Annotated in this window: 33 protein-coding genes; 32 read left to right on the top strand and 1 reads right to left on the bottom strand. The window is 34.9% G+C overall.

Annotation, left to right across the window (positions count from 1 at the left end; translation table 11 throughout):
* Position 1: 1 nt before the first annotated feature.
* The 26 genes from rplW (at position 2) to rplQ (ending at position 12,558) form a co-directional block, all read left to right on the top strand.
* A complete protein-coding gene (gene rplW / locus LQV47_RS03975) occupies positions 2-292 on the top strand; it encodes a 50S ribosomal protein L23 (protein WP_047491415.1) in 291 nt (96 codons plus the stop codon).
* A gap of 22 nt (positions 293-314) precedes the next feature.
* Positions 315-1,136: a 50S ribosomal protein L2 gene (gene rplB, locus LQV47_RS03980; RefSeq protein ID WP_230034085.1), complete on the top strand. Its 822-nt coding sequence runs from the start codon at positions 315-317 to the stop codon at positions 1,134-1,136.
* 2 nt (positions 1,137-1,138) lie between these two features.
* Positions 1,139-1,417, top strand: a complete 279-nt coding sequence (gene rpsS / locus LQV47_RS03985) for a 30S ribosomal protein S19 (RefSeq protein ID WP_002983209.1) — start codon at positions 1,139-1,141, stop codon at positions 1,415-1,417.
* Between the two features lie 2 nt (positions 1,418-1,419).
* Positions 1,420-1,818 carry a 50S ribosomal protein L22 gene (rplV, locus tag LQV47_RS03990; RefSeq protein ID WP_047491422.1) on the top strand — a complete coding sequence of 133 codons (399 nt, stop codon included), beginning with the start codon at positions 1,420-1,422 and terminating at the stop codon, positions 1,816-1,818.
* A 7-nt stretch (positions 1,819-1,825) separates the two neighbouring features.
* The gene (gene rpsC / locus LQV47_RS03995) at positions 1,826-2,578 is read left to right on the top strand and encodes a 30S ribosomal protein S3 (protein ID WP_230034087.1); all 753 of its coding nucleotides are present in this window, start codon (positions 1,826-1,828) and stop codon (positions 2,576-2,578) included.
* 98 nt (positions 2,579-2,676) lie between these two features.
* Positions 2,677-3,102, top strand: a complete 426-nt coding sequence (rplP, locus tag LQV47_RS04000; RefSeq protein WP_047491432.1) for a 50S ribosomal protein L16 — start codon at positions 2,677-2,679, stop codon at positions 3,100-3,102.
* 12 nt (positions 3,103-3,114) lie between these two features.
* Entirely contained in the window at positions 3,115-3,300 is a 186-nt protein-coding gene (rpmC, locus tag LQV47_RS04005) for a 50S ribosomal protein L29 (protein WP_027371716.1), read from the top strand.
* A 12-nt stretch (positions 3,301-3,312) separates the two neighbouring features.
* A complete protein-coding gene (gene rpsQ, locus LQV47_RS04010) occupies positions 3,313-3,567 on the top strand; it encodes a 30S ribosomal protein S17 (RefSeq protein ID WP_027371715.1) in 255 nt (84 codons plus the stop codon).
* Between the two features lie 2 nt (positions 3,568-3,569).
* The gene (gene rplN / locus LQV47_RS04015) at positions 3,570-3,938 is read left to right on the top strand and encodes a 50S ribosomal protein L14 (RefSeq protein ID WP_002983226.1); all 369 of its coding nucleotides are present in this window, start codon (positions 3,570-3,572) and stop codon (positions 3,936-3,938) included.
* Positions 3,939-3,960: 22 nt separating this feature from the next.
* Positions 3,961-4,287: a 50S ribosomal protein L24 gene (gene rplX, locus LQV47_RS04020; RefSeq protein WP_047427597.1), complete on the top strand. Its 327-nt coding sequence runs from the start codon at positions 3,961-3,963 to the stop codon at positions 4,285-4,287.
* 13 nt (positions 4,288-4,300) lie between these two features.
* Positions 4,301-4,852: a 50S ribosomal protein L5 gene (gene rplE, locus LQV47_RS04025; RefSeq protein ID WP_047491435.1), complete on the top strand. Its 552-nt coding sequence runs from the start codon at positions 4,301-4,303 to the stop codon at positions 4,850-4,852.
* A gap of 3 nt (positions 4,853-4,855) precedes the next feature.
* Complete coding sequence (gene rpsN / locus LQV47_RS04030) at positions 4,856-5,125, top strand: 30S ribosomal protein S14 (protein WP_047376574.1); 270 nt, start codon at positions 4,856-4,858, stop codon at positions 5,123-5,125.
* Positions 5,126-5,270: 145 nt separating this feature from the next.
* Positions 5,271-5,669, top strand: coding sequence for a 30S ribosomal protein S8 (gene rpsH / locus LQV47_RS04035; RefSeq protein ID WP_076353268.1), 399 nt, complete (start codon positions 5,271-5,273; stop codon positions 5,667-5,669).
* A 17-nt stretch (positions 5,670-5,686) separates the two neighbouring features.
* Positions 5,687-6,232, top strand: coding sequence for a 50S ribosomal protein L6 (gene rplF, locus LQV47_RS04040; RefSeq protein WP_230034089.1), 546 nt, complete (start codon positions 5,687-5,689; stop codon positions 6,230-6,232).
* Positions 6,233-6,247: 15 nt separating this feature from the next.
* Positions 6,248-6,601 carry a 50S ribosomal protein L18 gene (gene rplR / locus LQV47_RS04045; protein ID WP_047491441.1) on the top strand — a complete coding sequence of 118 codons (354 nt, stop codon included), beginning with the start codon at positions 6,248-6,250 and terminating at the stop codon, positions 6,599-6,601.
* A 19-nt stretch (positions 6,602-6,620) separates the two neighbouring features.
* Positions 6,621-7,142 carry a 30S ribosomal protein S5 gene (gene rpsE, locus LQV47_RS04050; RefSeq protein ID WP_042721505.1) on the top strand — a complete coding sequence of 174 codons (522 nt, stop codon included), beginning with the start codon at positions 6,621-6,623 and terminating at the stop codon, positions 7,140-7,142.
* Between the two features lie 10 nt (positions 7,143-7,152).
* A complete protein-coding gene (rpmD, locus tag LQV47_RS04055; RefSeq protein ID WP_029297759.1) occupies positions 7,153-7,329 on the top strand; it encodes a 50S ribosomal protein L30 in 177 nt (58 codons plus the stop codon).
* A gap of 20 nt (positions 7,330-7,349) precedes the next feature.
* The gene (gene rplO / locus LQV47_RS04060; protein WP_230034091.1) at positions 7,350-7,799 is read left to right on the top strand and encodes a 50S ribosomal protein L15; all 450 of its coding nucleotides are present in this window, start codon (positions 7,350-7,352) and stop codon (positions 7,797-7,799) included.
* A gap of 9 nt (positions 7,800-7,808) precedes the next feature.
* A complete protein-coding gene (gene secY, locus LQV47_RS04065; RefSeq protein WP_230034093.1) occupies positions 7,809-9,188 on the top strand; it encodes a preprotein translocase subunit SecY in 1,380 nt (459 codons plus the stop codon).
* 3 nt (positions 9,189-9,191) lie between these two features.
* A complete protein-coding gene (gene infA / locus LQV47_RS04070) occupies positions 9,192-9,407 on the top strand; it encodes a translation initiation factor IF-1 (RefSeq protein ID WP_034684855.1) in 216 nt (71 codons plus the stop codon).
* A gap of 63 nt (positions 9,408-9,470) precedes the next feature.
* The gene (rpmJ, locus tag LQV47_RS04075; RefSeq protein ID WP_007839480.1) at positions 9,471-9,587 is read left to right on the top strand and encodes a 50S ribosomal protein L36; all 117 of its coding nucleotides are present in this window, start codon (positions 9,471-9,473) and stop codon (positions 9,585-9,587) included.
* A gap of 9 nt (positions 9,588-9,596) precedes the next feature.
* A complete protein-coding gene (gene rpsM / locus LQV47_RS04080; RefSeq protein WP_047491452.1) occupies positions 9,597-9,974 on the top strand; it encodes a 30S ribosomal protein S13 in 378 nt (125 codons plus the stop codon).
* 12 nt (positions 9,975-9,986) lie between these two features.
* Entirely contained in the window at positions 9,987-10,376 is a 390-nt protein-coding gene (gene rpsK, locus LQV47_RS04085) for a 30S ribosomal protein S11 (protein WP_047491454.1), read from the top strand.
* 19 nt (positions 10,377-10,395) lie between these two features.
* Positions 10,396-11,004 carry a 30S ribosomal protein S4 gene (gene rpsD / locus LQV47_RS04090; RefSeq protein ID WP_230034101.1) on the top strand — a complete coding sequence of 203 codons (609 nt, stop codon included), beginning with the start codon at positions 10,396-10,398 and terminating at the stop codon, positions 11,002-11,004.
* Positions 11,005-11,037: 33 nt separating this feature from the next.
* Positions 11,038-12,033, top strand: coding sequence for a DNA-directed RNA polymerase subunit alpha (locus tag LQV47_RS04095; RefSeq protein ID WP_047491458.1), 996 nt, complete (start codon positions 11,038-11,040; stop codon positions 12,031-12,033).
* A 6-nt stretch (positions 12,034-12,039) separates the two neighbouring features.
* Positions 12,040-12,558, top strand: a complete 519-nt coding sequence (gene rplQ, locus LQV47_RS04100) for a 50S ribosomal protein L17 (RefSeq protein ID WP_047491461.1) — start codon at positions 12,040-12,042, stop codon at positions 12,556-12,558.
* Between the two features lie 99 nt (positions 12,559-12,657).
* Here the strand turns inward: rplQ and LQV47_RS04105 are convergent, their stop codons facing one another.
* Positions 12,658-13,095: a hypothetical protein gene (locus tag LQV47_RS04105; protein ID WP_230034103.1), complete on the bottom strand. Its 438-nt coding sequence runs from the start codon at positions 13,093-13,095 to the stop codon at positions 12,658-12,660.
* A gap of 68 nt (positions 13,096-13,163) precedes the next feature.
* Here LQV47_RS04105 and LQV47_RS04110 point away from each other — a divergent pair, with 68 nt between their 5' ends.
* The 6 genes from LQV47_RS04110 (at position 13,164) to LQV47_RS04135 (ending at position 20,008) form a co-directional block, all read left to right on the top strand.
* On the top strand, positions 13,164-15,020 hold the full coding sequence (locus tag LQV47_RS04110) for a beta-galactosidase (protein ID WP_230034105.1): 1,857 nt from the start codon (positions 13,164-13,166) through the stop codon (positions 15,018-15,020).
* Between the two features lie 217 nt (positions 15,021-15,237).
* Entirely contained in the window at positions 15,238-15,870 is a 633-nt protein-coding gene (locus LQV47_RS04115) for a response regulator transcription factor (protein ID WP_230034107.1), read from the top strand.
* A 6-nt stretch (positions 15,871-15,876) separates the two neighbouring features.
* Positions 15,877-16,656 carry a hypothetical protein gene (locus LQV47_RS04120; RefSeq protein ID WP_230034109.1) on the top strand — a complete coding sequence of 260 codons (780 nt, stop codon included), beginning with the start codon at positions 15,877-15,879 and terminating at the stop codon, positions 16,654-16,656.
* Positions 16,657-17,299: 643 nt separating this feature from the next.
* Positions 17,300-18,088 (top strand): histidine kinase, encoded by a 789-nt coding sequence (locus LQV47_RS04125; protein ID WP_230034111.1) that lies wholly within the window; start codon positions 17,300-17,302, stop codon positions 18,086-18,088.
* Between the two features lie 190 nt (positions 18,089-18,278).
* Entirely contained in the window at positions 18,279-18,572 is a 294-nt protein-coding gene (locus tag LQV47_RS04130; protein WP_230034113.1) for a hypothetical protein, read from the top strand.
* Positions 18,569-20,008, top strand: coding sequence for a hypothetical protein (locus tag LQV47_RS04135; protein ID WP_230034115.1), 1,440 nt, complete (start codon positions 18,569-18,571; stop codon positions 20,006-20,008). Before LQV47_RS04130 ends, LQV47_RS04135 begins: the two co-directional genes overlap by 4 nt.
* Positions 20,009-20,273: the final 265 nt, after the last annotated feature.

Below are 20,273 nucleotides of genomic sequence, written 5' to 3' on the forward strand. Positions count from 1 at the left end.
CATGTCTATTATTATTAAACCAGTTATCTCAGAAAAGGCTAATTACCTTACAGATTTAAGAGGTTCTTATTCTTTCTTAGTTAATCCTAAGGCGAATAAAATCCAGATTAAAAAAGCTGTAGAAGCGGCTTACGGTGTAAAAGTAGCAGACGTTAACACAATGATTTATGCTCCGAAGGTTTCTTCGAAATACACTAAAAAAGGTCTTCAAGTAGGAAAGACAAACAAATTGAAAAAAGCGGTAATCAAGCTTGTTGAAGGTGAGGTTATCGATATTTTTGCTGTAAATTAATTATTAATTATAAATAATAGTAATGTCTGTTAGAAAATTAAAACCTATCACCCCGGGACAGAGATTCAGAGTTGTAAACAATTTTGAGGAAATTACTACCAACAAACCAGAGAAGTCTCTAACCGTTGGTATTAAAAAGTCAGGTGGACGTAACCAAACAGGTAAAATGACCATGCGTTACACCGGAGGTGGACACAAAAAGAAATACAGAATTATTGACTTCAAAAGAAACAAAGCAAACGTTGAAGCAACTGTAAAATCTGTAGAATACGATCCAAACAGAACTGCATTTATCGCTTTATTAGAGTATGCTGACGGAGAGAAGAGATATATCATCGCTCCAAACGGTATCAAAGTAGATCAGAAAGTAGTGTCAGGAGAAAGCGTTGAACCAAACGTAGGTAACGCAATGAAATTGAGAAATATTCCATTGGGTACTGTAATTTCTTGTGTTGAAATGAAGCCTGGTCAAGGTGCTATTTTAGCAAGAAGTGCTGGTTCTTCAGCTCAATTAACTTCAAGAGACGGAAAATACGCCATCATTAAATTGCCTTCAGGAGAATCTAGAATGATCCTTACTGAATGTATGGCAATGATTGGTTCAGTTTCCAACTCTGATCACCAATTAACTGTATCAGGTAAGGCTGGTAGAAGCAGATGGTTAGGTAGAAGACCAAGAACTAGACCGGTAGTAATGAACCCTGTAGATCACCCAATGGGAGGTGGTGAAGGACGTTCTTCTGGAGGTCACCCAAGATCTAGAAACGGTATGCCGGCTAAAGGTTACAAAACTAGAAAGAAAAACAAAGTGTCTAACCGTTACATCGTATCTAAAAGAAAATAATTATGGCAAGATCACTTAAGAAAGGACCGTTCATTCATCATACTTTAGATAAGAAGGTTCAGGCAAATATAGAGTCTGGTAAGAAGACAGTTATCAAAACTTGGTCTAGAGCATCGATGATCTCTCCGGACTTCGTAGGACAAACTATCGCTGTACACAACGGGAAATCTTTTATCCCTGTATATGTTACAGAAAACATGGTAGGTCACAAGTTAGGCGAATTTTCTCCAACAAGATCTTTCAGAGGTCATGGTGGTAACAAAAACAAAGGAAGCAGATAATCATGGGATCAAGAAAACAAGATAGCGCAATCGCAAGAAAAGAAGCTAACAAAGACGTTGTAAAAGCTTCATTAAATGACTGCCCATCATCTCCAAGAAAAATGAGATTAGTTGCTGATATCATTAGAGGAGAGCAGGTAGATAAAGCTCTTTATATCCTAAAATATTCTAAAAAAGAAGCCTCTAACAAATTAGAGAAATTACTTCTTTCTGCTATGGCAAACTGGCAGACGAAAAACGAAGGTGCTGATATTGAAGAAGCAAACCTTATCGTTAAAGAAATCTTCGTGGATAGTGCAAGACAATTAAAGAGACTAAGACCAGCTCCACAAGGTAGAGGGTATAGAATCAGAAAAAGATCTAACCACGTTACATTAATCTTAGGTAATAAAGAAAATTAATCAAGGTATGGGACAGAAGACAAATCCAATTGGTAATAGATTAGGTATCATCAGAGGATGGGATTCTAACTGGTTTGGTGGTAAAGATTATGGAGACAGAATCGCTGAAGACTACAAAATCAGAAGATACCTTGAGGCTAGATTATCTAAAGGTGGTATTTCAAAAATTTATATTGAAAGAACATTAAAATTAGTAACAGTTACAATTACTACTGCTAGACCGGGACTTATCATCGGTAAAGGAGGTCAGGAAGTTGATAAATTGAAAGAAGAATTGAAGAAACTTACAGGTAAGGATATTCAAATCAACATCTTTGAAATCAAAAGACCTGAACTAGATGCAGTTTTAGTTGCTGATAGTATTTCTAAGCAAATTGAAAACAGAATCTCTTACAGAAGAGCTGTTAAAATGGCAATGGCTAGTACTATGAGAATGGGTGCTGAAGGTATCAAAGTTCAAATCTCTGGAAGATTGAACGGTGCTGAAATGGCAAGAAGCGAATCTTTCAAAGACGGAAGAATTCCTTTGTCTACTTTCAGAGCTGATATCGATTATCACTGGGCTGAAGCTCACACTACTTATGGTAGACTAGGTGTAAAAGTTTGGATTATGAAAGGTGAAGTTTATGGTAAAAGAGAACTTTCCCCATTAGTAGGACAACAGAAAAAAGGAGGTCAGTCAGGAGATAGAAACAGAGGAGGAGACAGAGACAACAGAAGACCTAGAAAAAATAATAACAATAATAACAATAATAATTAAAAATTTTAGATTAGACATTTTGAATTTTAAATTACCGTTACTTTTTTAAAATAAAAAAAATCTAAAATCTAAAATCTAAAATCTAAAATTTAGAAATTATGTTACAACCAAAAAGAACCAAATTCCGTAGAGTTCATAAAATGAAGATGAAGGGGATTGCTCAAAGAGGTAATCAACTTGCTTACGGAACTTTCGGGATTAAAGCTACGGAAGGAGCTTGGATCACAGCTAGACAAATTGAGGCTGCACGTATTGCTGCAACTAGATATATGAAGAGAGAAGGTCAGCTATGGATCAAAATCTTCCCAGATAAGCCAATTACTAAGAAACCAGCCGAAGTAAGGATGGGTAAAGGTAAGGGTGCTGTTGAATATTGGGTGGCTGTAGTAAAACCAGGTAAAATCATGTTCGAAGTAGGAGGTGTTCCTTACGAAGTAGCGAAAGAAGCTCTTAGACTTGCGGCGCAGAAATTACCAGTAGTTACTAAATTCATCGTTGCTAACGATTTTGTTAAACCTCTATAATCTTTGAATACAATGAAAAATGCTGATATTAAAAATTTAAGCGCGGGTGATATTCAAGCTCAATTAACTGAAGCAAAAGCTCAATATTCTAAATTGAAATTGGCTCATGCAATCAGCCCAATTGAAAACCCGATTCAAATCAAAGATTTGAGAAGAACAATCGCAAGACTAAACACTGAGTTAACTAACAAACAATAATTTCATTTTACAATGGATAGAAATTTAAGAAAAGAAAGAATCGGAGTGGTTTCCAGTAATAAAATGGAAAAAACTATTGTTGTTAGTGAAACTACAAGAGTAAAGCACCCGATGTACGGTAAATTCGTTTTGAAAACGAAAAAATATACTGCACACGACGAGAACAACGAATGCACAGAAGGTGATACAGTTCTGATCCAGGAAACTAGACCTTTGAGCAAGAGCAAGAGATGGAGATTAGTAAGAATCATTGAAAAAGCTAAGTAATAATGTTACAAACAGAATCAAGATTAAAAGTTGCTGATAACACAGGTGCTAAAGAAGTATTGGTTATCAGAGTTCTGGGAGGAACCAGAAGAAGATATGCTTCAGTTGGTGATAAAATCGTTGTTACTATCAAGGATTCTACACCATCAGGAAACGCTAAGAAAGGTCAGGTATCTAAAGCTGTAGTAGTAAGAACTAAAAAAGCAGTTAGAAGAAAAGATGGTTCATACATCAAATTCGACGACAATGCTTGTGTATTGCTAAACGCAGCAGGAGAAATGAGAGGAACACGTGTTTTCGGACCAGTTGCTCGTGAGTTGAGAGATAAAGAATATATGAAAATCATTTCATTAGCTCCTGAAGTACTTTAATTTTTAAAATTTTTAAAAGAAAATGTCAAAGTTAAAAATAAAAAGAGGAGATAACGTAATCATTACTACTGGTAAGAAAGATATCAAAGGTAAAACTGGTGAAGTTATTGAAGTGATCAAGAAAGAAGGAAGAGACCCTAGAGTAATCGTTGCAGGACTTAATATCGTTAAAAAACACGTTAAGCCTTCAGCTTCTAATCCTCAAGGAGGAATTACTGAGAAGGAAGCTTCTATTCATATCTCTAACGTAGCTTTAGTTGGTAAAGACGGAAAAGCTATCAAAATCGGTTACAAAATCGAAGGAGATAAGAAAGTAAGAATTAACAAAAAAACGGGGGAAACTTTATAATTTGAATTAACACATGGAATTTATAGCAAGACCCAAAAAAGCATACAAAGAGCAAATTGTTCCTGCAATGATGGAAGAATTTGGGTACAAGTCAATCATGCAAGTACCTAGATTAGAGAAAATCGTTGTATCACAAGGTTTAGGAGATGCTACTGCAGATAAGAAAATCATTGATTATGCTGTAGAAGAATTGACAAACATCACAGGTCAGAAAGCAGTAGGTACGATCTCTAAAAAAGACGAAGCGGCTTTCAAACTAAGAAAAGGAATGCCTGTAGGTGCTAGAGTAACTTTGAGAGCTCACAGAATGTATGAGTTCTTAGACAGACTTACTTCTTCTGCTTTACCACGTATCAGAGATTTCTCTGGTATCAAGGCAGATGGTTTCGATGGTAGAGGTAACTACAACTTAGGTATTACTGAGCAAATTATCTTCCCTGAAATCGTAATTGACAAAGTGAAAAAAATCCAAGGGATGGACATCACTTTCGTTACTACTGCGAAGACAGATAAAGAAGCTAAAGCATTATTAACTCACTTCGGTTTACCATTTAAAAAGAACTAAGAAATGGCTAAAGAATCAATGAAAGCGCGTGAGCGCAAAAGAGAAGCACTTGTTGCTAAATACGCTGACAAAAGAAAAGCTTTAAAAGAAGCAGGTGATTACGAAGGACTTCAAAAGTTACCTAAAAATGCTTCTCCTGTAAGATTACACAACAGATGTAAACTAACAGGTAGACCAAGAGGATACATGAGAACGTTTGGTATTTCCAGAGTAACTTTCAGAGAAATGGCAAACAACGGTCTTATCCCAGGTGTAAGAAAAGCCAGTTGGTAATAATTACTAATTAAAATCGGGACAATTAAGTTGTCTAGATACTAAAGAATATAAATATCAGACTGAAGTTTTCTGAAGTCTGATATTTTCCTCTTCAAGTCTTTTCAATACTGATTGTCTTTAACCAATAATTTATAAAAGAAAAATGGTAACAGATCCAATTTCAGATTTCCTAACAAGAGTAAGGAACGCACAAAGCGCAGGCCACAAAGTGGTGGAAATTCCTGCATCGAAAATCAAAAAGGAGATTACTAAGATCCTATTTGATCAAGGGTATATCTTAAACTACAAGTTTGAAGATAACGCTGTTCAAGGAGTGATCAAAATCGCTTTAAAGTACGATAAGCAAACTAGCAAACCTGCTATTAAGTCTATTCAAAGAGCTTCTAGACCAGGTTTGAGACAGTACAAAGGTTCTACTGAACTTCCAAGAGTACTAAACGGTTTGGGTATTTCTATCATCTCTACTTCTAAAGGAGTAATGACTGACAAGAAAGCTAGAGAAGAGAAAGTAGGCGGTGAAGTAATCTGCTATGTTTATTAATTTTTAATCAGAGGAAAATGTCAAGAATTGGTAAAGCAATTATAACAATTCCAGCTGGAGTTACAGTCACTGAAAATAACGGTGTAGTAACTGTAAAAGGAGCAAAAGGAGAACTTTCTCAAGAGCTTACAGCAGGAATTACTTTAGAACAAAAAGATGGTGAGCTTAACGTAAACAGACCATCTGATTCTAAGCAACACAAAGCGCTTCACGGTTTATACAGAGCGTTGATCGCCAACATGATCGTTGGGGTATCAGAAGGTTTCGAAAAGAAACTAGAACTAGTAGGGGTAGGATACAGAGCTTCTCACTCAGGTCAAAAACTTGAGTTAGCTTTAGGATTCTCTCACGGTATCGTATTAGAACTTCCAGGTGAAGTAAAAGTTGATACATTGACTGAAAAAGGTAAAAACCCAATTATTACTTTAGCGTCTCACGACAAGCAACTTCTAGGAATGGTTACTGCAAAGATCCGTTCTTTCAGAAAGCCTGAGCCATACAAAGGAAAAGGTGTAAGATTCGTAGGAGAAATTGTTAGACGTAAAGCTGGTAAATCTGCTTAATAAATTATAAGTATTATGGCATTAAGTAAATTAGAAAAAAGAATAAGAATCAAAAGAAGAGTAAGAGGGAAAATCTCTGGATCTTCTGAATTGCCAAGATTATCTGTATACAAAAGTAATAAGGAAATTTACGCTCAGTTAATCGACGATAAAAATGGTAAAACTTTAGCATCAGCTTCTTCTAGAGAAAAAGGTGTAGACGCTAAAGGTACTAAGACTGAAATTTCTGCTGCTGTAGGTAAAGCTATCGCTGCTAAAGCGGTTGCTGCAGGAATCGAAAGTATTGTATTTGACAGAAACGGTTTCGTATACCATGGAAGAGTGAAAGCTCTAGCTGATGGTGCGAGAGAAGGAGGACTTAAATTCTAATCATTAAATTTCGGAAAATATGTTAGGACTAGATAATATAGAAAGAGTAAAACCGGGAGGATTAGAATTAAAAGATCGTCTCGTAGCTGTTAACAGAGTAACAAAAGTAACTAAAGGAGGTAGAGCTTTCGGATTTTCTGCTATTGTTGTAGTAGGGAACGAAGAAGGTGTTATCGGTTTTGGTTTAGGAAAATCTAAAGAGGTTGCTTCTGCAATTGCTAAGGCAGTGGAAGATGCTAAGAAAAACCTTGTGAAAGTTCCTGTAATGAACCACACTATTCCTCACCAAACTACTGCTAGATACGGTGGAGCAGATATCTTCTTAAGACCTGCTTCTCACGGTACAGGACTTATCGCCGGTGGTGCGGTAAGAGCGGTATTGGAATCTGCAGGTATTCACGATATCCTTTCAAAGTCTAAAGGATCTTCTAACCCTCACAACGTAGTGAAAGCTACTTTTAAAGCGTTATTAGATATCAGAAGACCTGAAGAGATCGCTAGAATGAGAGGAGTTTCTCTAAGTAAAGTGTTTAACGGTTAATATTAGAACAATGGCAACAATTAAAGTAAAGCAAGTAAGAAGCGCTATTGGTAGAACAAAAACCCAAAAGAGAACGCTTGAAGCATTAGGATTAAAGAAACTTCACCAAGTTGTAGAACATGAAGCTACTCCTTCTATCTTAGGAATGATAGCTGCAGTTAGTCATTTACTTGAAGTTCAAAAATAATTTTTAAAAAAGAAATTAAAATGAATTTAAATAACATAAAACCTGCTGCAGGATCTACTTTCAATTCAAAAAGAATTGGTAGAGGTCAAGGTAGTGGAAAAGGAGGTACTGCTACAAAAGGACATAAAGGACAGAAAGCAAGAGCTGGTTATTCTCAGAAGATCGGTTTTGAAGGAGGTCAGATGCCTTTACAAAGAAGATTACCTAAATTCGGATTCAAAAACGTAAATAGAAAAGAGTTTAGAGGAGTTAACCTTGATACTATCCAGACTTTAATCGAGAACAAATCCATCACTGGAGATATCACGAAAGAAGTTTTAGTAGAAAATGGTGTAGTTTCTAAAAACGAATTAGTGAAAATTATGGGTAGAGGAGAATTGAAATCTGCGGTTTCAATCTCTGCTGACAAGTTCACTAAATCTGCTGAAGAGCTTATTGCTAAAGCAGGTGGAAAAGCAATTACCTTATAATACTTACTAATGAAAGAATTTATACAAACACTTAAAAATATTTGGAGCCTAAAGGAATTAAGAGATAAGATTATCTTCACTTTAGGTATTATCCTTGTGTATAGATTCGCATCTTATATTTCACTTCCTGCAATTAACCTTGCAGAGGTGGGAGATCTCTTAGAGCATTATAAAAATCAAGGCGGTAACAAGCAAGGAGCAGGTCTCCTTGGCTTGCTTTCGTCGTTTACGGGGGGAGCTTTCAGCCACGCTTCCGTAATGGCGTTGGGAATCATGCCTTATATTTCTGCTTCTATTATTGTTCAGTTGATGGGGATGGCTATTCCTTATCTTCAGAAGCTTCAGAAAGATGGAGAGTCAGGTAGAAATACATTGAACCAAATTACAAGATGGTTAACAATCGGAGTTTGTCTGGTACAGGCACCTTCTTACTTAACTTCTATTACTCAATTATTCTTACCCTATGCTCAATTCCAGTCTGCATATTTTGTAGAGCCAAATTCTATCATGTTCTGGCTGCCAAGTATTGTAATCTTGGTGGGTGGTTCAGTATTCGCAATGTGGTTAGGTGAAAAAATTACCGACAAAGGAATCGGAAATGGTATTTCCATCCTTATTATGGTAGGGATTCTTTCAAGATTACCTGAAGCATTCGTACAGGAGATGGCCGTGCAGAACGGAAAAGGAGGAATGGGATCTATCATGATCCTTATTGAAGTATTATTCTGGATGGTGGTGGTTCTTTTAGCAGTTATACTATCTGTAGCTGTTAGAAAAATACCAATTCAGTATGTAAGCAGAGCTCAAGCAAGAGGAGGTGTAAACAGAAATCTTATGCAGGGAGCAAGACAATGGATTCCATTGAAGGTAAATGCTGCTGGTGTAATGCCGATTATCTTTGCCCAGGCATTGATGTTCGTACCAGGACTATTAACAAAATTCGATGAGTCTAACACTTTTCTTGCAGGTTTCAAGAATGTTTTTAGCTGGCAGTACAATGTATTGTTTGCGCTATTAATTATTATCTTCTCGTTTTTCTACACTGCAATTACAATTCCGGTGAACCAGATGGCTGATGATTTGAAGAGAAATGGAGGTTTAGTACCGAAAGTAAGACCCGGTAAAGAGACAGCTGATTATTTAGATGATATTTTATCAAAAATTACCTTGCCAGGTGCAATTTTTTTATCTATCTTTGCAGTCCTTCCAGCAATTGTGCATGGAAGCTTTGTTCAGACAGATGCGTTTGCCCTATTTTTCGGGGGAACGTCATTATTGATTATGGTGGGAGTAATTTTAGATACTGTTCAACAGATTAATACATATCTGCTGAACCATCACTATGATGGTTTAATGCAGTCTAAACTGTCTAGAACGACTGGATATTAATTTATGGCAAAACAAAAACATATTGAACAAGACGGCGTTATAACGGAAGCACTTTCGAACGCTCAGTTCCGTGTAGAACTTGAGAATGGGCATATACTTATTGCTCATATTTCCGGTAAAATGCGAATGCATTATATTAAACTTTTACCTGGTGATAAGGTAAAACTAGAAATGTCTCCCTATGATTTAACGAAAGGGAGAATTACATTTAGATATTAAACAAAATAGCCAAATGGAAGAAACATTCCATTTGGCATTTGTTAAAAAATAAATACTATCAAAATGAAAGTAAGAGCATCAATTAAAAAAAGAAGCGCTGATTGCAAAATTGTACGCAGAAAAGGTGTCCTATTTGTAATCAACAAGAAGAACCCAAAATTTAAACAAAGACAAGGCTAACATTAAATTATGGCGAGAATTGCAGGTATTGATTTACCAAAAAACAAAAGAGGTGTTATCGGTTTAACTTACATCTATGGAGTAGGAAGAAGTACTTCTTCTGAAATCCTTAAAGCTGCCGGTATCAGCGAAGACAAGAAAGTCAACGAATGGAATGACGATGAATTGGCTGCAATCAGAACATATATCTCTGACAACGTAAAAGTAGAAGGAGAATTAAGATCTGAAGTGCAATTGAACATCAAGAGATTGATGGACATAGGATGCCAACGAGGAATACGTCACAGACTAGGATTACCTTTAAGAGGCCAGAGAACGAAAAACAACTCTAGAACCCGTAAAGGAAAGAGAAAAACAGTTGCTAACAAGAAAAAGGCAAGTAAATAATCGTTAGGAATTATGGCAAAACAAAGTAAAGTAGTTAAAAAAAGAAAAGTAAAAGTTGAAGCTATTGGTGAAGCACATATTCAAGCTTCTTTCAATAACATCATCATTTCTTTAACAAATAAAAGTGGAGAGGTTATCTCTTGGGCGTCTGCCGGTAAAATGGGATTCAGAGGTTCTAAAAAGAACACTCCTTTTGCTGCTCAAATGGCAGCTGAAAATTGCTCTAATGTTGCTCACGAAGCTGGATTAAGAAGAGTAAAGGTGTATGTGAAAGGTCCTGGTGCAGGTAGAGAATCTGCTATCAGAACAATCCACAATTCAGGAATTGAAGTTAGCGAAATCGTTGATGTGACGCCAATGCCACACAATGGATGTAGACCACCTAAAAGAAGAAGAGTTTAATTTTTAGAATTTACCCATTATGGCAAGATATATTGGACCTAAAACTAAGATTGCTAGAAAGTTTGGAGCTGCAATCTACGGAGATGATAAAAACTTCGAAAAGAGAAAAAACCAACCACCAGGACAGCATGGTCCTAACAAAAGAAGAGGTGCTAAAAAATCAGAATATGCAATTCAGTTAGCTGAAAAACAAAAAGCTAAATATACTTACGGTATTTTAGAAAGACAGTTTGCTAACCTATTTGAAAAAGCACACAGAAACAAAGGAGTAACAGGTGAAGTTCTTTTACAACTTTGCGAATCAAGATTGGATAACGTAGTATACAGATTAGGTTTTGCTAAAACTAGATCTGGTGCTAGACAACTAGTTTCTCACAGACACATCACTGTGAATGGAGAAATTCTTAACATCCCTTCGTATTTGGTAAAAGCTGGTGATGTAATCGCTGTAAGAGAGAAATCTAAATCTCTTGATGTGGTAACAAATGCATTAGCTTCTAAAGCAAATTATGAGTGGTTACAATTCAACGATGAGAAGAAAGAAGGTACCTTCATTTCTGCTCCTGAAAGAATCCAGATTCCGGAAGACATCAAGGAGAACCTTATCGTCGAACTTTACTCTAAATAATTTTTTAATCAAATTTTTGCTCAACCCAATAATATGGCAATTTTACAATTCATAAAACCCGATAAAGTAATTTTACTTAACTCTGATGAATTTAAAGGTCAATTTGAATTCAGACCTTTAGAACCAGGTTTCGGGCTTACAATAGGTAATGCTTTGAGAAGAGTGTTACTTTCTTCTCTGGAAGGATACGCTATTTCATCTATCAAAATAGAAGGTGTAGAGCACGAATTTTCAACTATTCCAGGAGTAATCGAAGATGTTACCGAAATTATTCTTAACCTTAAGCAGGTAAGATTAAAAGCTACAGCAGAAGGCCAGGCTAATGAGCAGGTTGTTGCTAAAGTTTCAGGTCAAACGGTTATTACTGCTGGTGATTTAGGAAAGTCTATCAACGGATTTGAGGTGCTGAACCCGGATCTAATGATCTGCAACCTAAATAGTGATGTAACTTTCGAAATTACTTTCAACATTGAAAAAGGTAGAGGGTATGTTCCTTCAGAACAAAATAAGTCAAACAATGCACCTATTGGTACTATTGCTATTGACTCTATTTTCACGCCAATCAAGAAAGTTCAATACAGCATTGAAAATTATCGTGTAGAGCAAAAAACAGACTACGAAAAACTTGTACTAGATATAGAAACTGATGGTTCCATCAGTCCTCAAAATGCTTTAACAGAAGCTTCTAAGATATTAATTTATCACTTCATGTTATTCTCTGATGAGAGAATCACTCTTGAAACTGAAGCTGTAAAAGCATCTATCCAGTACGATGAAGAAACTCTTCATACAAGGCAGCTACTTAAGTCTAAATTAGCAGATATGGATCTTTCTGTAAGAGCCCTTAACTGTCTGAAAGCAGCTGAAGTAGAAACTCTTGGAGAACTTGTTTCTTACAGTAAGTCTGATTTGATGAAATTCAGAAATTTTGGTAAAAAATCTTTGACAGAACTAGAAGAATTAGTGCATTCAAAAGGTCTTAACTTCGGTTTCGACGTTGCAAAATATAAGTTAGACGCTGATAAATAATTAATAATGAGACACGGTAAAAAATTCAATCACTTAGGAAGAACAGCTTCTCACAGAAGTGCTTTACTTTCTAATATGGCTTGTTCTCTAATTGAGCATAAAAGAATCAACACTACTGTAGCTAAAGCTAAGGCTTTAAGAGTATATGTTGAGCCTCTATTAACAAAAGCAAAAGAAGATACTACACATAACAGAAGAGTAGTATTCTCTTACCTTCAAAATAAATTTGCGGTTGCTGAATTATTCAGAACTGTAGCTCCTAAAATCGCTGAAAGAAACGGTGGTTATACAAGAATCATTAAGACAGGTTTCAGACCAGGTGATGCTGCTGATATGGCTCTTATCGAATTGGTAGATTTCAACGAGCTTTACAACCCTAATGCTGAAGAGAAAAAAGCTACGAGAAGAAGCAGAAGAGCTACTACATCTAAAAAAGTTGAAGCAGTAGTTGCTGATGCTCCAGTAGTAGAAGAAAAAGTAGAAGAAGCAAAAGCTGATACTACTGAAGAAAAAACTGAAGAATAATATTCATTCAGATATAAATAGAAAACCATCCGGACTCCGGATGGTTTTTTTTATTATATCAAATTTATATATGCTGAAACCCGAAACCTGGATTACAATTTAGATCTTCGTTCTTTTCAGTTCAATAATATTATTGCCTTGTTCAAGGTGGAGACTGTCTCCTTTTACCCTGGCTGTCATATCATCTTTTTTATAGATGGTTTCACCGTCTTTGGTTTCCGTTTTAGGCAAAGTGAAAGTTTTCTTGTTGCTGGTGATAGCTACTGTATTTTCCTTAGGATCATTTTTGAAAACTACTTTTACCAATGTCCCGTCTGTTGCCTTATAAACAAAATCGGTTTTTTCAGTTTTTTGACCATTCACCTCTATTGTTGATGAGCTTTGCGTTACTGAATCCACTTTTCCGTTGGTATCCGTTACTAAGGTTTCCGAACTGTCTGCTTTGATAACGCTTTTGTTTCCGCTTTCACTTGATTTTTTACAGCTAACTAGCGATAATGTCAGTATAACATTTAGTGCAATGAGACTTTTTTTCATGATTCTTTAAGTTTGATATTAAGCATGATTTTTATTCTTTATATTTACAAAAATCATGCCTCACAAATATGAAAAATCTTAGTAAATACCTGTACGTAATTCTATTTTTTCTTTCCATAAATCTAATATTTTCTCAAAAAGGAAATTTTGAAGTTAAAAATGGTCAATTTTTATTAAATGGAAAACCATTCACCATTTATTCCGGTGAAATGCATTACCCGAGAGTGCCATCACAATATTGGAAGCACCGCCTTCAAATGATGAAAGCAATGGGGTTGAATACTGTTACTACATATGTCTTTTGGAATTACCATGAAGAAACTCCCGGCAAATGGAATTTTTCCGGTGAGAAGGATTTGCAGAAATTCATTAAAACAGCAAAAGAAGTAGGATTGTATGTTATTATTCGTCCCGGCCCTTATGTCTGTGCAGAATGGGAGTTTGGTGGATATCCCTGGTGGCTGCAAAAGAATAAAGATCTTGAAATAAGAACAGATAATAAAGCCTTTTTAGATGAATGTGAAAAATACATCAATCAGCTGGCTAAACAAATTGTTCCCCTGCAGATTAATAACGGAGGCCCTGTGATTATGGTTCAGGCAGAAAATGAATTTGGATCTTATGTTGCCCAAAGAAAAGATATTCCTTTAGACCAACATCGTAAATACAGCCACAAAATAAAAGATATGCTTTTGAAGGCTGGGATTTCCACACCCTTATTTACTTCAGATGGAAGTTCCCTTTTCAAAGGAGGATCTATTATCGGAGCTTTACCTACTGCAAATGGTGAAAGTGATATTGATGTTTTAAAGAAAAGCATCAATGAGTACAATAACGGAAAAGGGCCTTATATGGTTGCGGAATATTATCCGGGATGGTTGGATCATTGGGCAGAACCATTTGTAAAAGTTTCCACGGAACAGGTGCTGAAACAGACAGAGCTGTATATAAAAAATGGAATTTCCTTTAATTACTATATGATTCATGGAGGGACAAATTTTGGTTTTACAAGTGGAGCTAATTATGATAAAGACCACGATATTCAGCCTGATCTTACAAGTTATGATTATGATGCACCTATCAATGAAGCAGGCTGGGCTACTCCGAAATATAATGCGTTGAGAGAAGCTTTTCAGAAAATCAATCCTGATCATCTTCCGGAAGTTCCCAAACCCATGAAAGTAATTACAATTCCTGAAATTAAGTTTTCAAAGCTCAATAGCCTGTTTGATATAACTGACCAGCAGAAGCCTGTTGTTAATAATCAGCCACTCACTTTTGAAGACTTAAATACCGGACATGGGTACGTTTTGTACAGAAGGAAATTCGACAAAGATCAGAAAGGCATATTGGAGATAAAAGGATTGAGGGATTATGCCAATGTCTACATAAATGGCATTTGGAAAGGAGAGCTTAACAGGGTTAACAAAAAATACGATCTTGATCTTGAAATAAAAGCCGGAAGCAGGCTGGAGATTTTGGTGGAAAATATGGGTCGGATTAATTATGGAGCTGATATTGTTCACAATACAAAAGGCATTATCAGCCCGGTAAAAATGGGAGGCACTGAAGTTTCCGGAAATTGGGAAATGCTTCCTTTACCTTTTGATACATTTCCAAATCTTTCTGACAAAGTAAAAAATATAGCTTCTCATTCCCCCGTGATTCAGGAAGCTGAGTTTATGCTTAACGAAACGGGAGATACTTTTCTTGATATGCGGAAACTGGGTAAAGGAATCGTTTTCATCAACGGAAAAAATATAGGACGCTATTGGAGTAAAGTGGGCCCTCAGCAAACATTATACATTCCCGGAGTCTGGTTGAAAAAAGGCAGCAATAAGATTCAGATATTCGAACAAATTTTTGAAAATAACAATTCGATAAGCAGTATTGATCATCCGATTCTGGAACAGCTTGTGAAATAACTGATGATTTTTCGGCTATAAAATTATTATTAATTCAACGTTAAGTTTATTTAATTGAAATTATTATTAAATAATTTATTTTTTAAAGCGAAAAATTAGTTAAATTTAATAAAACTAAAGACTGAACCATAAATGTAAACTCTGATTTTAAAATTATCCAAAGGGGTAATTGATTCGGCTTTGTTTTCTATTGAAATTTGTTTCAAACAAAAAGGACATGAGTATTTCTATAGCCATAGTAGAAGACGAGAAGAACTACAACAATGCGTTGAAGAAGGTAATCAATTATCAACAGGACATGAAAGTAATTGCTCAGTTCTTTGATGGCAATGATGCCCTGAATAATCTCGCCAGTATTTCTCCGGATGTTGTGATGATGGATATTCAGTTACAGGATATGCTGGGAATTGAAATCATACTCAAGTTGCGTAAAGACATGCCCAATACTCAATTTATCATGTGTACAAGCTTTGAAGAGGATGAAAAAATCTTCAATTCCTTAAAAGCAGGGGCTATGGGATATCTTGTAAAGGGGGAAAGTATGGATAAAATTCTTTCCTCTATCCGGGACGTACACAACGGAGGCGCTCCCATGAGTTTCTCTATCGCCCGCAAAGTTCTGCATCATTTTGAAAAAGAATCTCCTGAGGTTGAAGGCTTTGATGAGCTTACCGAGCGCGAAAAAGAAATCCTGGAACTCCTCTCACAAGGGCTTCTGTACAAAGAAATTGCCGATAAAACATTCATCAGCATGGATACGGTAAAAAAACATGTTGGAAATATCTACAGAAAACTTCACGTCAATAATAAAGTGGAGGCCATCAATAAACTCAACCAAACTAAAAACTAAGAAACCATGAAAACTATTAAAATTTTAAAAATTATTCCGCTAATAACACTGTTGTTGTTAATAACGTGTAAAAAGACCGGAGATACCGTAGTGTCAGATACAAATAAAAATGTACTGACAGATAAAAAAGGGAACCTTAAAATAGATTTTCTGGACAGGATTTCGAATGAAGAAATAATAAAGGGTAAAGAGAATTTTAAAAAACTGAATCTAAAATCTGATCTTAAAATTAATTTAAACTACAGTGACTTTGAAAAAATGATTAATGGCACTCAAAAAAAATATGCAAAGTTCTTTTTCCTTACAGATGAACACGACTCTTTATCTTTAGGAATGACCTTATCAGATGATAATGCTTTGAAACATGATAAAGATGTGCTTTATACTTTATCAGGTGACCATTTTATACCGGATGCGAATAATACATTTAGAGATAAAAAGAAAAGATTTGATCTTTTCAAAACTAATCTGGTGGACCATGTTAGCAAAAATGATCCTTGTGACATGATTGTATATACCATTGATGATATAAAAAAATATCTTCAGATGACACGCGAAATTGAAAAAATGACGCTGCATAAAATTATTGATCTTCAGTTTGAATACATTCAGTTTAAAGATTTTACCAGAAAAGACAGTACTTTAATAGACTACACCAAAAATAAAGACTCAAGAATTTCATTTGCTGTAAAAACGAATTACGATGATACAAGTGCGGCAAGGGATGTGAATATATCAAGTGATATTATCAACTTTTATTATGATGCAGGTGACTTAAAACCCTAATCAAAATGCTGATAGGAATTATATATAAGATACTATTATTATTTCCTTTAATAAAATCTTTTTATCTGGGTAGAAAATATTCTTTCTCTGCCCAGAATTATCTTTTTGTTTATTTTCTCATCACTTTTATGAATGAGTGGCTTTCCTTCACCAGAGATCAATGTAATCCGGATGTAAAGGTAGGGCTGCAGTACAATCTTTATTTTATCTTTTGTATTGTATTCTTTTATTTTTACTATTCACAGCTTTTTAAAGGTGTTTTAAAAAAAATAGCACTGTTAAGTACATTGATATCATTAGGTTATATCATTTTTTGTACTCATTTTTTAGAAAATGATTTTGATAAGAGAATAGGAATAACAATTACCTTATTTTATATTATTAATGCAATGCTCTGGTTTTATCAGAAAATATCCTTTTTTGATGAGCATAAAATTACAAATGATCCTGTTTTCTGGATTTCTACTGCACTATTGATGTGGAGTTGTTTTTTTATTTTCAGAGTAACCCCAATGTTTTTTTTCGCAGAGAATGATAACGAATTTCTGCAGTTTTTAAAAGTTGGACAAAATATTATTAACATCATGATGTATAGTATGTTTTATATATCATTACTTACATATGAAAGACAACAATCACATCAATGACCCATATTCAGGATGATATCAAATTGGCTTACATTATTGCAATTTCAGTAATGATGTTCTTTGTCTGTTTTATTGTTTTTGTGGTGTTAATGTATAATAAGAGACAGCTTTTATACCTCAAGGAGAAGCAACTTAAAGAAGCTGAACATCAAAACCAGCTTCTTCAAAAAGAACTCGAAAAACAAAAGTCTATAGAGCAGGAGCGGGAACGTATCTCCCATGATATGCATGATGATCTTGGAGCAGGCATTTCGGCCCTTAAACTTCAGGCTGAATTCCTAAAACAGAAAGTGGAAAACGATGATGTGCAGGATGATATCAATGAATTGCTGAAAACCTCTGAAGAAATGAATATCTCTATGCGGGAAATGCTTTGGAGCCTGAATTCAGAAAATGATACGTTGGGTAGCTTTATAGACTATGCAATTCAATATGCTGATCATTTTCTTAAAAAGACCCAAATAAAACTATGGTCAGAAAGCATAGATATTGTATCAGAAATTCCCATCTCTACAGAACTGAGACGGAATCTTTTTTTATGTTTGAAAGAAGCGGTTAATAATGGGTATAAGCATAGCCGCGCAGATGAACTGAAACTTTCATTTTCCCAGGAAAAAAATGTCTTTACTATGAAAATATCAGATAACGGGATTGGAATCTCCGAAGGGCAGCGGGAAGGAAATGGCTTTCGGAATATGAGAAGAAGGATGAATGAACAAGGTGGTGAGTTTGAACAGTCCTCCGGAGAATCGGGAACCTGCTTACTCTTTAAGATAACACTGTAAATAATTATTAGCTTTTTTTGAACAGCATCATTTTAAATGGTGCTGTTTTCTTTTTATAATCACCCTTTTGGGTAATTGACAGGCGTGTTTTTTAGGCGGAAATTTGAGATATAAAACAAATAGCCATGAAATTTCTTTTACAAGATCGTTAACTCATTCTCCCAATAAACAATAATTAAAAACTAAGATCATGAAAAAATTAACCATTCAAGGAACATGCACAGGTGTAAATAATATGGCAATAATTGATGTATTCAGTTCTAATGCCACCAATAAACCCTATGATGTAAGAAAAGTATTCTACAAAAGTTTCATTTTTGAGCTTGATGACCTGGAGCCAGGGACTTCATACATTGTGGATATTACAGGATTTACGTTTGGAACATTTGAAATGAACATCACAGGTGATATTGCAAAACCTGTTCAGGCTTCATTCTCAAATACAGATTTTTCACCAGGATATATCATAAAAACAAAGAAATGAAAACAATAGGTAATATCATAGTATTTGTGTTTTTATGTTTCAGCTGTTGTATAAAAGCACAAAAGAAAGAGATAGAAATATTATCAAAAGATAAAGCTGAGATCAATAAAGCTATTAATCTTTACAAAACAGATAATACAAAAGAAATCCTGACAACATTTCTTAGAACGGCATTGAACAACATTACAAGTGAAGAGAAATCATTCAGTATTAATACAACATTGTATGCCATTGATTCCTTATTCCATCTTTCAAAAGATGAACCCAGTGATTTTATTAAGCAAACCTCATTTGATTTTAAGCTAAAAGCCAACGAACAAAATTCAGTATCGAGTATTTATTTTGGATTTACAACTGCAATTGTTAATAATAAAGATTTAAAAACAAAAAAATTGGATTCCAAAGATTTTGCAGCCCTTGAAAAGAATGTGTTTATACAGGCTGATATTAAAAAATCACTGTATGCTTTACTCCTAAAAAAAGAAGAAATAAGTAATCAGAAAATTGATTCGGTAAAAGCGCAGATCAATACGATATTGCAATCATTACATAAGAGCTCAAAATATGAGGATACATGCTTTGCCCAGACAAAAATAAGCAAACGATTACGGGCTTTATTTTCAAAGGTGAATTTAAGCCATGAAGAAAGCCAATCGAAACAAGTAGAATTTGATGATGTATTGGAAGGGTTAGAAGATAAGGAAATAAGCAAAGTACAGACAGATATAGATGGGGAACTGGAAGCACTAAAAGACTATATCAATACTAAAGAACTGGAATCTTTAAACAAAAAATGGGACGATGCTAAAGAAAAAAGCGATTTTATGGCGCTTACAAATGATATTAACCAAATTAATTTTGATGGTGATGTTTTTAGAGAAGTCACAAAAGATGAAGATTATAAGAGAATTGTAAAAAACTACCGGGAAGGAAAAGACCCTCTTAAAATGCTGCATAAAGAAGTTGCTGAAACCTATTCAAGAAGAATGCTCTGGACCGTTTCTCCGGCTATGGAGTACGACAGAGAAAATAAACAGGGAATTTATAATATGGCAACAAAAATGACGGTAGGGATTTCTAATAAACTCCAAAGAAAACCCTGGGAAATAGAAGCCAATGCCACATTTAAAGTTTCTAAAGATACACTGAACCAAGCCACAAATTATGATAATCAGGTAGGTTTAATCAATTTTGGGATGAATAAAGTGTTACTTGAGAATAAAGATAACGAACCCAAGATGGAATTTAAGTTCTTCACTCAGTTAGAACACCAGTTCGGAAAAACTTACAATTCTCCAAAAAGTATTTTCAGTCTCAATTCTACTTTAAGAATAAACCTGTTCAAAGCTGTTTGGCTGCCGATAACAGTGAAATATGATCCGGATAACGGAAATCTTTTTGGCTTTTTTTCCATAGCAGCGAACCTGTCTGACTGATAGTTGTTAGTGTCTTTTAAGTCTATTCTGAAAAAATGGAAAATTAGAAAAAGTGTAAGTATGATAAAACCTTTTTTGAAACAAATCAAAGAAGGTTTTTTTCTTGTATTAAATGGGACGGGGAATAAAATTAGGAAATGGTTCTCCCGTTTTTGAATTCTTACTTATCATAATATTGAAATTAACTAAAATTTAACTCAGAATAATTTTAAAATAACACCTCGAAATACCCCTAAAAGTTAAATTTTGATTAAATTTGTATAAA

The organism is Chryseobacterium sp. Bi04, from assembly GCF_918698085.1.
Taxonomy (GTDB): Bacteria; Bacteroidota; Bacteroidia; order Flavobacteriales; family Weeksellaceae; genus Chryseobacterium.

Excerpts from the sequence above, each read along its gene's own strand:
- infA (WP_034684855.1), top strand. The coding sequence starts at position 9,192 with ATGGCAAAACAAAAACATATTGAACAAGACGGCGTTATAACGGAAGCA.
- rpmC (WP_027371716.1), top strand. The coding sequence starts at position 3,115 with ATGAAAAATGCTGATATTAAAAATTTAAGCGCGGGTGATATTCAAGCT.
- rpsH (WP_076353268.1), top strand. The coding sequence starts at position 5,271 with ATGGTAACAGATCCAATTTCAGATTTCCTAACAAGAGTAAGGAACGCA.
- LQV47_RS04135 (WP_230034115.1), top strand. The coding sequence starts at position 18,569 with ATGAAAACAATAGGTAATATCATAGTATTTGTGTTTTTATGTTTCAGC.
- rpsQ (WP_027371715.1), top strand. The coding sequence starts at position 3,313 with ATGGATAGAAATTTAAGAAAAGAAAGAATCGGAGTGGTTTCCAGTAAT.
- rplR (WP_047491441.1), top strand. The coding sequence starts at position 6,248 with ATGGCATTAAGTAAATTAGAAAAAAGAATAAGAATCAAAAGAAGAGTA.
- rplQ (WP_047491461.1), top strand. The coding sequence starts at position 12,040 with ATGAGACACGGTAAAAAATTCAATCACTTAGGAAGAACAGCTTCTCAC.
- rpsE (WP_042721505.1), top strand. The coding sequence starts at position 6,621 with ATGTTAGGACTAGATAATATAGAAAGAGTAAAACCGGGAGGATTAGAA.
- LQV47_RS04130 (WP_230034113.1), top strand. The coding sequence starts at position 18,279 with ATGAAAAAATTAACCATTCAAGGAACATGCACAGGTGTAAATAATATG.
- rplW (WP_047491415.1), top strand. The coding sequence starts at position 2 with ATGTCTATTATTATTAAACCAGTTATCTCAGAAAAGGCTAATTACCTT.
- rplO (WP_230034091.1), top strand. The coding sequence starts at position 7,350 with ATGAATTTAAATAACATAAAACCTGCTGCAGGATCTACTTTCAATTCA.
- LQV47_RS04095 (WP_047491458.1), top strand. The coding sequence starts at position 11,038 with ATGGCAATTTTACAATTCATAAAACCCGATAAAGTAATTTTACTTAAC.
- rplE (WP_047491435.1), top strand. The coding sequence starts at position 4,301 with ATGGAATTTATAGCAAGACCCAAAAAAGCATACAAAGAGCAAATTGTT.
- LQV47_RS04120 (WP_230034109.1), top strand. The coding sequence starts at position 15,877 with ATGAAAACTATTAAAATTTTAAAAATTATTCCGCTAATAACACTGTTG.
- LQV47_RS04110 (WP_230034105.1), top strand. The coding sequence starts at position 13,164 with ATGAAAAATCTTAGTAAATACCTGTACGTAATTCTATTTTTTCTTTCC.
- rpsD (WP_230034101.1), top strand. The coding sequence starts at position 10,396 with ATGGCAAGATATATTGGACCTAAAACTAAGATTGCTAGAAAGTTTGGA.
- rpmD (WP_029297759.1), top strand. The coding sequence starts at position 7,153 with ATGGCAACAATTAAAGTAAAGCAAGTAAGAAGCGCTATTGGTAGAACA.
- rplV (WP_047491422.1), top strand. The coding sequence starts at position 1,420 with ATGGGATCAAGAAAACAAGATAGCGCAATCGCAAGAAAAGAAGCTAAC.
- rpmJ (WP_007839480.1), top strand. The coding sequence starts at position 9,471 with ATGAAAGTAAGAGCATCAATTAAAAAAAGAAGCGCTGATTGCAAAATT.
- rpsK (WP_047491454.1), top strand. The coding sequence starts at position 9,987 with ATGGCAAAACAAAGTAAAGTAGTTAAAAAAAGAAAAGTAAAAGTTGAA.
- rplP (WP_047491432.1), top strand. The coding sequence starts at position 2,677 with ATGTTACAACCAAAAAGAACCAAATTCCGTAGAGTTCATAAAATGAAG.
- LQV47_RS04105 (WP_230034103.1), bottom strand. The coding sequence starts at position 13,095 with ATGAAAAAAAGTCTCATTGCACTAAATGTTATACTGACATTATCGCTA.
- rplF (WP_230034089.1), top strand. The coding sequence starts at position 5,687 with ATGTCAAGAATTGGTAAAGCAATTATAACAATTCCAGCTGGAGTTACA.
- rpsS (WP_002983209.1), top strand. The coding sequence starts at position 1,139 with ATGGCAAGATCACTTAAGAAAGGACCGTTCATTCATCATACTTTAGAT.
- LQV47_RS04115 (WP_230034107.1), top strand. The coding sequence starts at position 15,238 with ATGAGTATTTCTATAGCCATAGTAGAAGACGAGAAGAACTACAACAAT.
- rplB (WP_230034085.1), top strand. The coding sequence starts at position 315 with ATGTCTGTTAGAAAATTAAAACCTATCACCCCGGGACAGAGATTCAGA.
- rplX (WP_047427597.1), top strand. The coding sequence starts at position 3,961 with ATGTCAAAGTTAAAAATAAAAAGAGGAGATAACGTAATCATTACTACT.
- rpsN (WP_047376574.1), top strand. The coding sequence starts at position 4,856 with ATGGCTAAAGAATCAATGAAAGCGCGTGAGCGCAAAAGAGAAGCACTT.
- rpsM (WP_047491452.1), top strand. The coding sequence starts at position 9,597 with ATGGCGAGAATTGCAGGTATTGATTTACCAAAAAACAAAAGAGGTGTT.
- secY (WP_230034093.1), top strand. The coding sequence starts at position 7,809 with ATGAAAGAATTTATACAAACACTTAAAAATATTTGGAGCCTAAAGGAA.
- rpsC (WP_230034087.1), top strand. The coding sequence starts at position 1,826 with ATGGGACAGAAGACAAATCCAATTGGTAATAGATTAGGTATCATCAGA.
- rplN (WP_002983226.1), top strand. The coding sequence starts at position 3,570 with ATGTTACAAACAGAATCAAGATTAAAAGTTGCTGATAACACAGGTGCT.
- LQV47_RS04125 (WP_230034111.1), top strand. The coding sequence starts at position 17,300 with ATGACCCATATTCAGGATGATATCAAATTGGCTTACATTATTGCAATT.